Here is a 14,078-nt window from a genome sequence, read left to right as displayed (position 1 = left end):
CAATAATATTTCAATAACGGAGTCTGACGCACCTGAGATGTTGCACCATTTTCAATTAGGTTTTTTACGGGCGGGCAGGATGCCCACCCCACAAGAAAACTCACTCTTTGTGGAACAGGCATCTTGCCTGTTCTTGAGAATGGTGCAAGATGCACCCTAAAAATCGATCGTCCTGTGACAGTTGGCTTTAGTCTTATCTGATCGAGGGGGTTTCTAACTATTCCCCCTCTCTCCCATTCTCCCCCTCTCCTCTTCTCTCCACTTTCCCAGCAGTTCTCAGAATTTGACAAGCCAAAATCGCCGCCCCAAACCCATTATCAATATTCACCACACCCACACCAGCCGCACAAGAATTGAGCATAGTTAAAAGAGGAGCAATCCCGCCAAAACTCGCGCCGTAACCCACACTTGTCGGCACAGCAATCACCGGACAATCTGCCAAACCCGCAACCACACTCGCCAAAGCGCCTTCCATGCCCGCCACCGCAATCAACACATCAGCATCGGCAATAACGTGCCGGTTGCTCAGCAAGCGGTGAATGCCGGCAACTCCGACATCCCACAAACGTCGCACCTGAAAACCGCAAAGTTCCGCAGTAATTGCCGCCTCTTCCGCTACAGGCAAATCCGCCGTTCCCGCACTGATAATAGTCACAGTACCCGGATGCTGCGGAGTTGGGGAATTAGGAGAAATTGCACAAATTCGAGCTTTTTGGTAGTAGCACAAATCGGGTATTTTTTGTTGCAATTGCTGGAAAACTTCCGGTTCGATTCGTGTCGCCATCACCGCAGAATTTCGCCCGCGCATCGCCTCGATAATATCAACAATTTGGTCGGGCGTTTTCCCCGGGCCCCAAATTACTTCAGGAAAACCCGTTCTTAAAGTACGGTGGTGGTCAATTTTGGCAAAATCGCCGACTTGTTCAAAGTCAAAATGCTTTAATTTATCCAAAGCGGCGATCGGGCTAATATCGCCTGCAGCCACAGATTCGAGTAAGTTCTGTAAAATTTTAGGTTCCATTAATTAATTACTGACTAATGACTAATAACTGCTGACTATTCTGTTATTTTCAACTCGTACAAATTCCAGAAAGCACCGCCGAGGGCACTGTAGCGAATTCCCGAAACGCGATCGCGCACCGCCTCAAAAGTCAGCGGATTCACCATATAGATAAACGGCACTTGTTCTGCTATAATCCGCTGCGTCTCCCCATAAATTTCCTTGCGCTTCGCCTCATCAAGCTCCTGGGAAGCTTTCACGTAAAGGTCATCGATTTTCTGCTCCCAGTCGTCAACTTTCCAGCCCTTAATCGGCGGTTCTCCGGCTTGCGGGCCCTGGTTGAAACTGTGCAGCGTGCCGTTAACAGACCAAATATTGTAGCCGCTGTGCGGTTCAGTACCTCCCGTAAAACCGCCGAGGTAAGTATCCCAATTGCGCGTCAACCGCAGCTTTTCCACATAAGTGTTAAAACTCAGGAACTGCGTATCAATTTGCATCCCCAGTTTGCCCAAGTCTTGCTTAATTTGCGTTGCCATTTGTTCCCGAACTTTTTTACCCGCAGCCATCAATAAAGTAAATCGCACCTTGTTGCCTTCAGCATCCAACAATTCGTCGTTACTATTATACTTGAAACCAGCACTTAACAGTAACTCTTTCGCTTTTTGCCGATCGTAACTGTAAGTTGTCAATCCCTGTTCTGGGGACAGGTAGAACGGGCTTTGGGCCGGAATTGGGGAATGCAGCGGCGCGCCAAGTCCGCGATAAATATTGTTAGTCATAGCGGATCGATTGATGCCGTAGGCGATCGCCTGCCGAAATTCTTTACTCGCGAACCAGCGAGACTTAACCGGGTCTACAAACGGCTGATCTTGAGCATTGCGCCCCTTATTCAGATTGAAACACATAAACACGCTGCCAGTATCCGGGCCGCCGTTGAATACCGTATATTGGCCGCGTTTTTCCTCCCGTTTCAGCAGCGGAAACACTTCCGGCTCCACGTTCAGAGTATCCAAATCGCCCGATCGAAAATTCAGCAGTTGATTGTCAGTATTTTCGATAATTTGCCAAACGATTTGCTGGACGTAAGGTTGAGGATTTCCCTCAGCATCTTTGCGCCAAAAATACGGATTTCGTTCCAAAACAACGCGCTGATTAGGAGTATAACTCAGCATTCGGTATTGACCATTCCCCACAATTTTTTTAGGGTCAGTATCCGTGCCCCAAGTAGTCAAGAATTGAGGCTTGCCGTCTGCATCTGTATTATCGATAGATTCCTGTAAAATATGAGCTGGTAAAATTGGGATTCCCCCAGCATATCTAATAAAAGGAGCAAAGGGTTCTGCAACAGAAAATTCTACACGGCGACTGTCGAGTTTTTTGACTTTTGGAAATTCACCGCTGATGCCAACCCTCAGAATATCTTTCAAACCGCTAGGAATTTTGTCATTGAAATAAATCTTTTCATAGCTAAAGATAATGTCATCAGTAGTCATCGCTTCGCCGTCCGACCATTTCAACCCCTCTCGCAGGGTAAAGACAATCTTTTTGCCATCTTTAGAAACTTCCCACGACTCAGCTAAACCGGGTTCTAACTCAGAGGTCAAGCCGTTTTCGGTGATCAGTCCCTCGTACATATAGCCAAAAACGCTGTATGCAGATTGATTTAGGGGGTAGTTAAAGGTTGCTGGGCCGCTGGGGGTGGGAACGACGAGTCTGTTTACTAAGTTCGATCGGGCTGGAGTGCACGCAGACAGAGTTATAGTGGCAATTGCCGCCAGTACAATCGCCAGCCAGCGCAGTCTTGAATGTAGCATCATAGAAATTTTCATAATTTTTTAGTTTACCACCTGCGTGCAACTATGACTGAGATTGTAGCCAACCTAGAAAGTTTTTAGTGACAGCGAAATACTTTGTAATCCCGGCTTCTCGCAAAACATCTTGAACTTCCGGTAGACCAAATTCTTTGACGTTACCGCTGAGAAATACTTTGGTTTCTGTAGAATGCGATCGGGCATGACTGAGGATACTGTGTAGAATCAAATTGTCTGTTGGATCTTTTTTGATTATAGGTGTGTTTAAAGTTGCTTGAATAATCTCTGGATTTAATGCAATCATTTCGGCATTGTATGACATCAGAGAAATTGCTTCACGCAACCGTAATTCAATTTCATCTATTCGTTCGAGATAGTAAACTAATGACTCTTCTAGGTTAAAAGATAGAGATGCGACCTTTTCAGAGGTAACATCTCGCTTGGTTTCGCTAATTTGACGGCTTAGCTGTTCCTTAAAAGAGTTTTGTCGCTTCAACTCGTCCTCGAAAGCTGACCAAGCCTCCATATAACAAACGCTGGGTATGACTAACTGAACTGATGAGGACAAATCTCTGAGCAACATAATTGCTTCAGCCTCACGCCCTGTAGCAATACTCATCAGAAAGTTGGTCTCGATATATATAATTGCCACCTAATTCCACTCCTGATTTTGTTGTTCCACCTGCGAGTAATGGCAGCAAACCGATGGCTGATATCTGTTCTGATGCTGGAGGAATTTCTGATTTCCAGTTATAATCTAAGTCATGCAGCCACGATTCTATCAGCCCCCCAAGGGTACGTTCAGAGAGCCATTGACTGCCAAAACTCGGCATATAATAGCGACATATTTCACCAGTATTTAGAGTGCAAACAGGCTCCGATAAATTCACACCATCCCATTTGAAAATAAAAATTTGTTCCGCGTCAATAAACATAGCATAGGGAACGATCGCGTTTCTTTCAGACAGCTTAGCTAACACAGCTTTCAGCCAATCGATCGCCCGCTCGACAATTTTCTGTTTTGCGTCTGCTTCTTGAGCTTGAATAATTTTAACCTCGATTAGCACGACTATGCGATCGTCCTTATCCAACGCGATGACATCCGCGTCTACAGGAAATTGTAATTCCCAGGTGTCAGTGTCCATGATTTCAGGCTTCCTAGCGATTTTGGATTAAAGAATTGACTCCACTATCAATTTTAGATTGTAGAGTTCTATTTTTTGCCCACCAAAACTACAGCATAGGCTGCAATTCCTTCTTCTCTCCCCACCGGCCCTAATTTTTCGTTTGTAGTAGCTTTGATGCCGATTTGGTCTGGTTTTAATTGTAGGACAGCAGAAAGCCGATCGCGCATTTGCTCAATATGCGGTTTCAGCTTTGGACGTTCTGCCACCACCACCGAATCAATATTGCCGATTTCCCAGCCTTTATCTAATATTAACTGATTCACTTGTGCCAGCAGTACGAGACTATCAGCACCTTTCCATTTCGGGTCAGTTGGCGGGAAATAAAGACCGATATCTCCTAAGCTGAGAGCTCCGAGCATCGCATCCATGATAGCGTGGGTAAGTACGTCGGCGTCGCTGTGTCCTAATAAGCCTAATTCGTGGGGAATGTGCACGCCGCCGAGGATGAGGGGGCGTTCTGGAACTAAGCAGTGAATGTCGTAGCCGTTGCCGATGCGGATGTTCATGTAAAATTGAGGTTTGGGAAGTATAGCAAAAAACAATTATTTCATATTTGCGGGGAGATAGGTGAAAAAGTATGGTGTTGATTTACGGACGGTGTGGGAATTGTGACCAAGACATACAGATGTTGGTTGGTCAGTCTCTCTTTGCAAAAAACTTGTTTGGCATCTATCTTATAGCTGCTCTCATTGTGGGGAGGTAATCGAGTTAGATGATACTCATACTATACCTGACGAAATAAGAGAAGAGATTCTAGCAAAAGAAGGGACTTGGAACTTGATTGTATTGGAAAAAGAACAACGTGCAACAGTTGTAACAACAATTCTGCGTGAGGCTATGTCGTTGTCCTTACCTGAAGCTATGAAGCTAAAAAAGAAGAAACCTGGTTCTGTTTTTATCGGAACTAAATCTGACACTGCTCGACTAAAACAGCTTTTAGCTGCTGAAGGTTTGAAAGCTTCAATCAGCAGAAGTGTTACAACAATCGCCGTTGTCGCTCAAATTGGGCTATGAGTTTGCCCGATAAATCATATGGGATAACTTCTCCTATTCTCCCCTGTCCTCCAACCACCGATCGTACAAATCCAGCCGGCGCGATCGAGTTCTTTCAATTTGCTGTTGCTTGCGCCAGCGAGCAATTTCTGCGTGATTACCAGACAGCAACACGTCGGGTACCTTCAATCCCCGAAAATCCGCCGGTCGAGTGTACTGCGGATAATCCAAAAGTCCGTCTTCAAAACTCTCAAACTTTAGGGAATCTTCCTTGGCCACAGTTCCCCGCAGCAATCGCAAAACCCCATTAATCAAAGCCAAAGCCGGAATTTCGCCCCCCGTGAGTACAAAATCCCCCAAAGATACCTCGCGAGTTACCAAATGCAAGACTCGATCGTCCACACCCTCATAATGGCCGCAAATCAACACCAACTGATCGCGATCGGCCGCCAACTCCCGAAACATCCCCTGCTGCATCGGTTCCCCCTGGGGAGTCAGCAAAATCACCTCCCGCCGCGGCAAAACCGGCAGCGACTCCACCGCAGCAAAAATCGGTTCCGGTTTCATCAGCATCCCCACTCCGCCCCCGTAAGGCTCATCATCAACTCGCTGGTGCTTGTCTGTGGTAAAATCGCGGGGATTGACAAAATTCACCTCAGCAATCTTTTTAGCTAAGGCTTTGCCCATCAGTCCCGACTCTAGGGGAGCCCGGAAAAATTCTGGAAATAAGGTAACTACGTCAAAGCGCACAATTATTGGAATTTTATTGATACATCATCTCTAGTTTGACCCTTAGGGGGAGTTCAGTTTTCAGTAATTGCTTTATTCTTTATAATTTCTTATAATTTCTGAAAATTTTTGCAAGTTGAATTCTCTTCCTTTGTCGGCGGGCCCCTTTTGTACAACAATAAATCAGTTTTTCATGACAGCGACTGCAAGCAAACTCGCCGCCAAACAATTGCGGGATAGCGCGATCGGCGATCGCACCTCACTCGCACAAACAAAAATTTATTCTTAAAAAGCCCTATTGTACGCACAGCAACGGCAAAATTGAATTTCACATCCAACAGAGGAAGACACACCATGCAGCAGTTGACATCTCAAGCCCTCGAACACAATATTCCCCAGCGCACAAAAACCTCGATTATGGTCATCGGGGGAGCCGAAGACAAAGTTCACGGGCGAGAGATCCTAAACACCTTTTTTTGCCGTGCTGGGGGTGCAAATGCTCGGCTGGCGATCATTCCGTGTGCTTCGCGAGATCCCGAAGGAATTAGCAACCGTTACCGCACCATATTTGACGAAATGGGCGTTAGTGCCGTCAAAGTAGTGGACATCCGCGAACGCGAACAAGCCGAAAACCCCGTCTGGAAAGATTACTTAGAAGATTGTACGGGCGTATTCATCACAGGTGGCGACCAACTGAGGCTCTGCGGGCTGCTGGCGGACACCCCGCTGATGGAGAAAATTCGCAAAGAAACTCTCGAAGGCAAAATTACCCTCGCCGGTACGAGCGCGGGTGCTGCGGTGATGGGATATCACATGATTGCAGGGGGCGGGAGTGGGGCGTCACCGAACCGATCTTTAGTAGACATGGCAAACGGACTTAACATTATTCCTGAGCTCATCGTAGACCAGCATTTTCACAACCGCAACCGGATGGCTCGCTTGCTGTCGGCTGTGGCTTGCCACCCCGATCGCATCGCTATTGGTATTGACGAAGACACCTGCGCCTTGTTTGAGGGAGACGATACTATGAAAGTTCTCGGTAAAGGCACTGTGACTATTGTTGATTCTAGGGAAAATTTTTATACCAATGAGTCTCTGGTAGGAGCGACAGAACCCTTAAGTCTGTTCAATATGCGCTTGCACGTTCTGTGTCACGGAGATTGCTACAATATGCCCCTAGGCAAACCAATGCCATCGGGAGCGTGTTCCGAGTCTGGCTGGCCCCCCGAATGCCGCACAGCCAACTAACGCAGAACATCTCTTGTCATTGATTCGGCAGAAATTAGGCGGCATTCCGGCCGAATCATGGATACAACAATAGAATAGATTCCGAAGCAGCCACGGGCTGACGCCAGGAGGCAGAATCACAGAAAATTCTAACTTCGGGCTTTGAGTTTTTGCTAGCCATGGATCTGTACTTGTTTTTAGCTGCTCGCAGGGGCATGAATTTTCAATTGGGTAGCCCATAACTGGAAATTCACTCCCAAACTGTTCGCTGCGAACAGTCGAGCGAGCAATCTAGATCGAAATTGAATAAATGCTCCAATTATCTATAAGATTTCGCGCCCCATACCCCTCTAACTACCATGAAAATACTTAAAATCCAGACCTTACGCGGCCCCAACTACTGGAGCATCCGACACCACAAACTCGTCCTGATGCGTTTGGATTTAGAGGAGTGGGCAGATAAAACCACATCTGAAATTCCTGGCTTCTACGAAGGGTTGATCGCCGCACTTCCGAGTTTGAACGACCATCACTGTTCTCCAGGCCATCAGGGAGGATTCCTGCAACGGGTCAGAGAAGGCACAATGTTGGGACACGTAATCGAACACGTCGCCCTAGAACTTCAGGAAATGGCAGGAATGCCGGTCGGGTTCGGTCGTACCCGCGAGACTGCGACCCCAGGCATTTACCAAGTAGTAATTGAGTATCAAAACGAACAAGCAGGTCGCTATGCCGCCCGGGCGGGCGTGCGGATGTGCCAGAGCATTGCCACTACAGGTTCTTATCCAGCAGCAGAATTAATCCAAGATTTGAGAGACCTTAGAGAATTTGCTGGGTCGGCGGCCCTGGGGCCGAGCACGGAAACACTGATTAAGGAAGCAGAAGCGCGTGGCATTCCTTGGATGCCTTTGAACGCCCGGTTTATGATTCAACTCGGCTACGGGGTTCACCAAAAGCGGATTCAGGCAACTCTGAGCAACCGCACGGGAGTTTTGGGGGTAGAACTCGCCTGCGATAAGGAAGGTACCAAAAATATCCTCGCCAGCGCTGGCGTGCCGGTTCCCAGAGGAACGGTGATTCATTATTTGGACGAACTGCAAGCGGCGATCGAAGATGTCGGCGGTTATCCGATCGTCCTCAAACCCCTAGACGGCAACCACGGCCGCGGCATTACGATCGACATCAATTCCTGGGAAGCAGCAGAAGAAGCTTACGACTTAGCCAGCGCGGCATCAAAAACAAAAAGCGTGATTGTCGAGCGCTATTACGTCGGCCGTGACCACAGAGTATTGGTAGTCAACGGGCAAGTCGTAGCAGTCGCAGAACGAGTCCCCGCTAACGTCGTGGGTAACGGCAAGTTTACAGTAGAACAGCTTATTGAAGAAGTAAACCGCGACCCGCAGCGAGGAGACGGACACGACAACGTGCTCACCCGGATCACGATCGACAAATTGTGCCTGGATTTGCTGCAAAAACAAGGATACGCGATGGACTCCGTAGTGCCGGCCGGCGAAAGAGTATTTTTGCGGGCGACAGCAAACTTGAGTACCGGTGGCATTGCAGTCGATCGCACCGACGAAATCCACCCAGAAAACGTCTGGCTGTTTTCCAGAGTCGCCAAAATTATCGGTTTGGACATCGCCGGCATTGACGTAGTAACTCCCGACATCTCCCAACCACTGCGCGATGTCAACGGCGTCATCGTCGAAGTCAACGCAGCACCGGGTTTCAGAATGCACGTCGCCCCGAGTCAGGGTTTACCCCGCAACGTCGCCGGCGCCGTCTTCGATATGCTTTTCCCCTCGCCTCAAACCAGCCGGGTGCCGATTTTAGCGGTAACGGGAACCAACGGCAAAACTACAACCACTCGCCTCCTTGCCCACATTGTCAAGCAGACCGGTCAGATTACCGGCTACACGACTACCGACGGCACTTACATCGGCGATTATTTGGTAGAAACCGGAGACAATACCGGGCCGCAGAGTGCTCAATTGATTTTGTCTGACCCAACGGTGGAAGTAGCGGTGCTGGAAACGGCTAGAGGCGGAATTTTGCGATCGGGCCTGGGCTTCGATCAGTGCGATGTCGGCGTCGTCTTGAACGTCGCGGCAGATCACTTGGGAATTGGCGACATCGACACCGTGGAACAGCTCGCCAAACTCAAGAGCGTCCTCGTCGAGGCGGTAATGCCCAAAGGCTATGCAGTTTTAAATGCAGACGACCCGTTAGTATCACGGATGGCGCAGCGTGTCAAGGCTCAAATTGCATATTTTTCGATGAACCCGGACAACGAACTGGTTGCCAAACATACCGCTGCGGGCGGGCTGGCAGCGATTTACGAAAATGGGTATTTGTCGATCTTGAAAGGCGATTGGACGCTGAGAATTGAGCAGGCTGTGAACGTGCCGCTGACGATGGGCGGGCGCGCGCCGTTTATGATTGCCAATGCTTTAGCAGCTTGTTTGGCGGCTTTTGCCCAAGGATTGAAAATAGAAGATATTCGATCGGCTTTGTCAAGCTTCCAAGCATCCGTCGGTCAAACTCCCGGACGGATGAATTTGTTTAAATTGGGCAACTATCACGCTTTGCTCGACTACGCCCACAACCCCCACAGCTACAAAGCTTTGGGCAGTTTCGTGCTGAATTGGCCGGGACTGCGGATAGGGGTAGTCGGCGCCCCCGGAGACCGGCGAGATGAAGATTTTGTCACCTTGGGCAAACTTTCGGCCGAGATGTTCGATCGCATTATTGTCAAGGAAGATATTGACAGGCGCGGGCGAGAACCCGGTGTTGTGGCACAGTTAATTTGCCAGGGAATTGCAGAGGCGATTTCTGCAGGAACCGCAAAGAAATCTCAAGTTGAATACGAGTTGATTCTTGACGAAACAACGGCCGTTAACAAGGCTTTAGATGAGGCGCAGGCCGGCAGTTTGGTAGTGATTTTACCTGAAAGTGTCAACAAAGCTTTGACTTTAATTGAGGCCCGGAAACCGATTAAGGAATCTGTGGAAGTTCAAAATGGTTTAGATCGATCGAAGTCACAGGAAAGTTTAAAACCGACTGTGGTGAATCAAGGCTAAACTCTTAAGTTTCATTTAATTAATAGGTTGGGTTGAACTTTTAGGACACCCAACCTATTTTTATATAAATTCTCAGTTAAATGAGGTACGCCCGGTAATTGGTAATCGAACGGTGCGTACCTATGATAAATAGTTTGACTTCAAGCTCTTTCTGAAGTTCTCTAATTGCATTTTGTGCATTTCTGTATGAATCGGTATTTCCCTGTTGCTGATACAACTCAGAGGCTTTCTGAAAATCATTTATTGCTCCCTGTATATCTCGCTGTTCGTTGCGGGCCTTAGCCCGAGTGAAGTAAGCATCAGCATCCTTAGGTTCGAGGCGAATAGCTTCATTGTAATCCGCCATCGCTCCCTCTATATCTCCCTGTAGTAAGCGGACAGCACCCCGATTGCTGTAGGCTTTAGCATAGTTAGGAGCGAGGCGAATAGCTTCGTTGAAATCGGCGATCGCACGCTTTAGATCTCCCTGCTGATAGTGGACAACACCCCGACAGTGGTACGCTTCAGCATCGTTAGGATTGAGGCGAATAGCTTCGTTGAAATCGATGTTGAAATCGATTGGCCCTAACGGATTGCACTCATTTCTGTCAATTTCTTCCGCTTGTTGTGCTGACAACTGCGCGACAGCAAATTCAGCAGGTTGCACGCTCGCAATTGTTGCCGTGATTAGCGCTGCTGGCAATCGGTAATAAAAACTCATTTTTTAACCTCTCATGAGATTTGAGATTTGAGCTCTTAGATTATAGATTTGACATTTTAGATGGCTCCCTCTGAATTTTTACTTTAATCGCACTCAAGCCAAGTATCATACTCAAACCAACTCGTAGGCTGCGTCAAGCGGAGTGAGAAAGCGATTATTAAGGGGTGAGGCATCTGACGCACCTTACTCTATTTTAGATGGCTCCCTGGGAATATTTTACTTTAGCTTTTAACTACCGCCCACTGAGTCACCGGTGCAAGCGGTTTCCAACCCTGAAAAGAGCCGATCGCCCCTACTCGCTGAATCCCAATTCTAATTAGTTCCCCGCCATAACGATCGTGCCATTGCAAAACTTTAAACTCGCTCTCAACTGTCACCGCATTAACAACTAATCGGCCGCCTTCACCTAAAGCATTCCAGCAAGTTTCCAGCACAGCTTCTGTGGTGACACCGCCGCCGATGAAAATAGCATTCGGTTGAGGCAAATTTGTCAGGGCTTCCGGCGCTTCTCCCGCAACGATTTCGAGTTCGGGAACGCCGAAAGTCGAGGCATTTTCGGCGATGTATTGCAGTCGAGTTGGGTGGCGTTCGATCGCGATCGCCCTGCACCGAGGATGACTCCGCATCCATTCGATCGCGATCGAGCCGCAGCCCGCACCCACATCCCAAAGTAACTCTCCGGGAATCGGTGCTAACGTTGATATAGTAACGGCTCGAACCTCCCGCTTGGTAAGTTGTCCGTCGTGGCGATAAGCAGCATCCGGCAAACCCGAGGTACGAGGGAAAACCACAGTTTCGCGATCGGCTGCAACTGCAATTGCGATCGTGTTCAAATCCGCCAAATCCGATTCATTCCAGGCTGCTGCTACCCCCTCGATCCGCCGTTCCGATTCCGATCCCATCCGCTCGAACACGGTCATCAAACTGCTGCCAAACCCCCGCTGTGTTAACATTGCCGCCACAAGACTAGGGGTGTGCCTGTCAGCACTCAAAACCAGCAGGCGCGCGCCGGGGGACAAAGCAAGGGCTATCGATGCGATCGGGCGATTTGTCAAACTGAAAGTCTCAACTTGGGCCATCGGCCAACCCAAACGGGCGCAAGCAAGACTAAAAGCCGATACAGCCGGAATCACAGTCATTTCCGAAATGGGAATTTGGCGCGACAGCGTGACGCCGATGCCGTGACACATCGGATCGCCGCTTGCTAGCACGCACACAGACTGTCCCCGGCGACGGAGGATGTCGTCAACTGTTGCTTGCAAAGGCGATGCCCAAACCCATTTTTCGCGGGTGTCGTCGGTTGGTAGCATTGCTAGGTGACGGGCGCCACCAACAACGATTTGAGATCGAGAGAGGAGGGTAGAGGCGATCGGGCCGAGCCCCGAAAGTCCATCTTCGCCAATCCCCACCACCGAAAGCCATTTGTGCATTGCGCCCTTACTGCTAATTACTACTTATCGATTCTAAAGAATAATATCGGATTTCCATTCATAATTCTTTCTTCTACTTGGCTCATTCCGAGTCTTTCTGCGACTTTTTGCGACTCAATGTTTGGGCGATCGCAGCTTGCGACAACCTACTCAAAGCCAAGTTCATTAAAACTATACTCCAATATTTTGGTTGCAGCTTCACTAGCGTAGCCTTTTTTAGTGGCTGTTGGCAGCAATGCGTAAACTAACTGGGGCTGTTCTTCTTCAAAAAAATACCACAAACCCACAAATCCAATGACTTCTTGCTCGGTGTTTGTCTCGATCGACCAAAGACCGAATTTCTTTTCTGAAAAAAGCTTTTGATTCTCGGCAAGCATTTCTTCTACTTGTTACAGCGACCAGATTTCGCCGTCACACAGATATCTCCTGACATAGGAATCAGTGAAAATTCTGTGGAGCGTGTTGAGGTCGCTATCCAAAATCTGTTTCAAAACCAATCTCTGAGTTTTAAGTATCATGTCGGTTATTTTTTTAGGATAACTTACCTATATTATTCGAGGTTTTTGTGCATCTATTATATTACCCTTTGCTGACCGTAATGTTATACTTAGCGATTCAACTATACAATACCTATTGCATAAAATTTTGATATGTCAACCGCAGATTTAATGCAGATGCAACACAAATTAACGCCGATATTTTTAATAAAAGTGAGTGAATGAATGCTATTTTATCTGCTATGAAATCACAAATTTATTCCGAGATACTTTAGCGCAGTATTCCCAGTGTGAAAAAATAATAGCATTTTATTTATTTCTGTGCCACTTTTCTCGGTGGCATACAAAGCTAGAGCGCTCGGCGCACTGGTTCATAAAGTTATAGATACAAAAAAAATAAATATTAAATATGAATAACAAACAGAAGGAATTTATCGGGTTCGGCTGCGTAACTGCGATCGTCCTGTTATTCGGATTCATAGGTATTACGGTATGGGAGTTGAGAGAATTTCTAGGTATATATAATCCCCCTTGCCTTAACTACAATTCTTGGGAAGTAGAGCCTTTAATTGTGGGTCAAACGACTAAGCTAAAAATCGGGAGTACCGACGCCGCTTCAGGGTGTATTCCAGGAGATTCTACGCAGTCCGAGAAACAGTGGGTGTGGTCGTCCGATTATGAAGAAGTCGTCAAAGTTTCCCCAGATGGAATTGTGACGGGTATTGGGCCGGGAAAGTTTGCCGTGTTTGCCAAAAAAGGTGGAGAAACACTCTCTATGTCCGGTATTGTTTACCCGCCTGATTGGACACTTCGGATTCTACCAGAAGTTGCAACCGTGCGCGTGGGCGCTCGTATTACCTTTAAAATAATTCTCTCCGATTCAAAGGGGAGATTGCTTCCGCCAGTGACTTATTTCCGATTTTCGACTCCCTACTATCAGCAACCGATACCTGGTGCACCCAGCAAATCTCCCAATCCGGAGCCGTTGCTCGCTCAAACGCAATCAGCGGGCACATTTCAAGCGCTGCGACCTGGAACTGTTACTATTACTGGGGGAATGGGCGATCGCACTAGCGAAGCCAAATTAACTATTAAATAAAAAACAAAAATCCTTCCATTCCTAGGAATCTCCGGTAGCGAATCATTTGAACTGTTGCTGCTTATCCGCTGCTGATATATGCCTTAGCTTATGTGCAAGTATGCTTAGACCCTGCGAGCGTCCCGCACAGAAAAGTTTATATATCTCGCTTCGTACTCTCACCGCCAACACTCCTCTAAAACCCAAATTGGGATGCTCCCCATGCTACCGGACTAGATATCACAATAAAGTCTCTAAAAATATTTTTACCCAAACAAAAAGCGCCCCTATTTCTAGGAGCGCTTTTTATCAATCAAAAGCTAAAACTTAGCCGTTGATAGAAGGA

General features: G+C 47.7%; 13 protein-coding genes. 4 read left to right on the top strand and 9 right to left on the bottom strand.

Features of this window, described 5'->3' with window-relative positions; genetic code table 11:
- Window positions 1-217 precede the first annotated feature (217 nt).
- From larB to ispF, 5 genes are all read right to left on the bottom strand, one after another.
- Window positions 218-1,021: a nickel pincer cofactor biosynthesis protein LarB gene (gene larB, locus QUA71_RS17075; RefSeq protein WP_333286719.1), complete on the bottom strand. Its 804-nt coding sequence runs from the start codon at window positions 1,019-1,021 to the stop codon at window positions 218-220.
- Between the two features lie 35 nt (window positions 1,022-1,056).
- Window positions 1,057-2,817 (bottom strand): ABC transporter substrate-binding protein, encoded by a 1,761-nt coding sequence (locus QUA71_RS17070; protein WP_333286717.1) that lies wholly within the window; start codon window positions 2,815-2,817, stop codon window positions 1,057-1,059.
- A 40-nt stretch (window positions 2,818-2,857) separates the two neighbouring features.
- Window positions 2,858-3,430 (bottom strand): PIN domain-containing protein, encoded by a 573-nt coding sequence (locus QUA71_RS17065; protein ID WP_333286715.1) that lies wholly within the window; start codon window positions 3,428-3,430, stop codon window positions 2,858-2,860.
- The gene (locus QUA71_RS17060; RefSeq protein ID WP_333286713.1) at window positions 3,408-3,956 is read right to left on the bottom strand and encodes a hypothetical protein; all 549 of its coding nucleotides are present in this window, start codon (window positions 3,954-3,956) and stop codon (window positions 3,408-3,410) included. Before QUA71_RS17060 ends, QUA71_RS17065 begins: the two co-directional genes overlap by 23 nt.
- 68 nt (window positions 3,957-4,024) lie before the next feature.
- Window positions 4,025-4,504: a 2-C-methyl-D-erythritol 2,4-cyclodiphosphate synthase gene (gene ispF / locus QUA71_RS17055; protein WP_333215266.1), complete on the bottom strand. Its 480-nt coding sequence runs from the start codon at window positions 4,502-4,504 to the stop codon at window positions 4,025-4,027.
- 280 nt (window positions 4,505-4,784) lie between these two features.
- Here ispF and QUA71_RS17050 point away from each other — a divergent pair, with 280 nt between their 5' ends.
- A complete protein-coding gene (locus tag QUA71_RS17050) occupies window positions 4,785-5,012 on the top strand; it encodes a hypothetical protein (RefSeq protein WP_333286712.1) in 228 nt (75 codons plus the stop codon).
- A gap of 33 nt (window positions 5,013-5,045) precedes the next feature.
- On the opposite strand, the gene trmD is transcribed toward QUA71_RS17050, so the two are convergent.
- Window positions 5,046-5,741: a tRNA (guanosine(37)-N1)-methyltransferase TrmD gene (gene trmD, locus QUA71_RS17045; RefSeq protein ID WP_333286710.1), complete on the bottom strand. Its 696-nt coding sequence runs from the start codon at window positions 5,739-5,741 to the stop codon at window positions 5,046-5,048.
- A gap of 333 nt (window positions 5,742-6,074) precedes the next feature.
- On the opposite strand from trmD, the gene QUA71_RS17040 reads away from it, so the two are divergent.
- Together QUA71_RS17040 and cphA are read left to right on the top strand one after the other, a co-directional pair.
- Entirely contained in the window at window positions 6,075-6,968 is an 894-nt protein-coding gene (locus QUA71_RS17040; protein WP_006635870.1) for a cyanophycinase, read from the top strand.
- Between the two features lie 338 nt (window positions 6,969-7,306).
- Complete coding sequence (cphA, locus tag QUA71_RS17035; RefSeq protein WP_333286708.1) at window positions 7,307-10,027, top strand: cyanophycin synthetase; 2,721 nt, start codon at window positions 7,307-7,309, stop codon at window positions 10,025-10,027.
- Window positions 10,028-10,103: 76 nt separating this feature from the next.
- Here cphA and QUA71_RS17030 read toward each other — a convergent pair whose 3' ends face one another.
- The 3 genes from QUA71_RS17030 to QUA71_RS17020 all read right to left on the bottom strand — a co-directional run bounded on the left by QUA71_RS17030 (window position 10,104) and on the right by QUA71_RS17020 (window position 12,534).
- Entirely contained in the window at window positions 10,104-10,727 is a 624-nt protein-coding gene (locus tag QUA71_RS17030; RefSeq protein WP_333286706.1) for a tetratricopeptide repeat protein, read from the bottom strand.
- 221 nt (window positions 10,728-10,948) lie between these two features.
- Window positions 10,949-12,157, bottom strand: a complete 1,209-nt coding sequence (gene cbiE / locus QUA71_RS17025) for a precorrin-6y C5,15-methyltransferase (decarboxylating) subunit CbiE (RefSeq protein WP_333286705.1) — start codon at window positions 12,155-12,157, stop codon at window positions 10,949-10,951.
- Window positions 12,158-12,303: 146 nt separating this feature from the next.
- A complete protein-coding gene (locus QUA71_RS17020; protein ID WP_333286703.1) occupies window positions 12,304-12,534 on the bottom strand; it encodes a GNAT family N-acetyltransferase in 231 nt (76 codons plus the stop codon).
- A 529-nt stretch (window positions 12,535-13,063) separates the two neighbouring features.
- Between QUA71_RS17020 and QUA71_RS17015 the strand changes: the two genes are divergently transcribed.
- Window positions 13,064-13,753 carry a hypothetical protein gene (locus QUA71_RS17015; protein ID WP_333286701.1) on the top strand — a complete coding sequence of 230 codons (690 nt, stop codon included), beginning with the start codon at window positions 13,064-13,066 and terminating at the stop codon, window positions 13,751-13,753.
- Window positions 13,754-14,078 lie beyond the last annotated feature (325 nt).

Source organism: Microcoleus sp. MON1_C5 (assembly GCF_036701875.1).
Lineage (GTDB): Bacteria > Cyanobacteriota > Cyanobacteriia > Cyanobacteriales > Microcoleaceae > Microcoleus.
This window is presented reverse-complemented; position numbering and strand designations above follow the sequence as displayed.